This is a genomic window from Lacimicrobium alkaliphilum (assembly GCF_002591895.1).
GTDB classification, from domain to species: Bacteria; Pseudomonadota; Gammaproteobacteria; order Enterobacterales; family Alteromonadaceae; genus Lacimicrobium; species Lacimicrobium alkaliphilum.
The window spans coordinates 1-353 of sequence record NZ_NISX01000050.1; the positions used below are offsets into that span (position 1 = coordinate 1).

Below are 353 nucleotides of genomic sequence, written 5' to 3' on the forward strand. Positions count from 1 at the left end.
AAAGTATCTCCCGGAATACTCGTATCCGTAATATCAACAGTACCGGTAACTCCTCCCAATACCGTATCTGTATCTGTAACAGCAACCGGATCATTCCCTGAAGCATCTAAAACATCATCATAAGTAACGGTTACCGTATCTCCTGCCTGTGTATTGAAAGTACCATCATCATCTGTACCTGCAACAGTACCAAAAGTAGTACCAACAGTGCCAACAAAAATACCCGTATCAACTCCTGTCTCTGTCAATGTAATTGTCTCATTCTCTCCCGTAACATCATTCACAACATCTACAGTGATGGTCTCTGCAACTCCTGAATCCGTATTTAAATCATTGTCGGTAACTGTAACTGT

General features: G+C 41.4%; 1 protein-coding gene. It reads right to left on the reverse strand.

The features are described 5' to 3' along the window. Positions 1 to 353, reverse strand: a 353-nt coding sequence (locus tag CDA54_RS19690; protein ID WP_218962440.1) for a hypothetical protein, incomplete at both ends; no start/stop codon positions are given.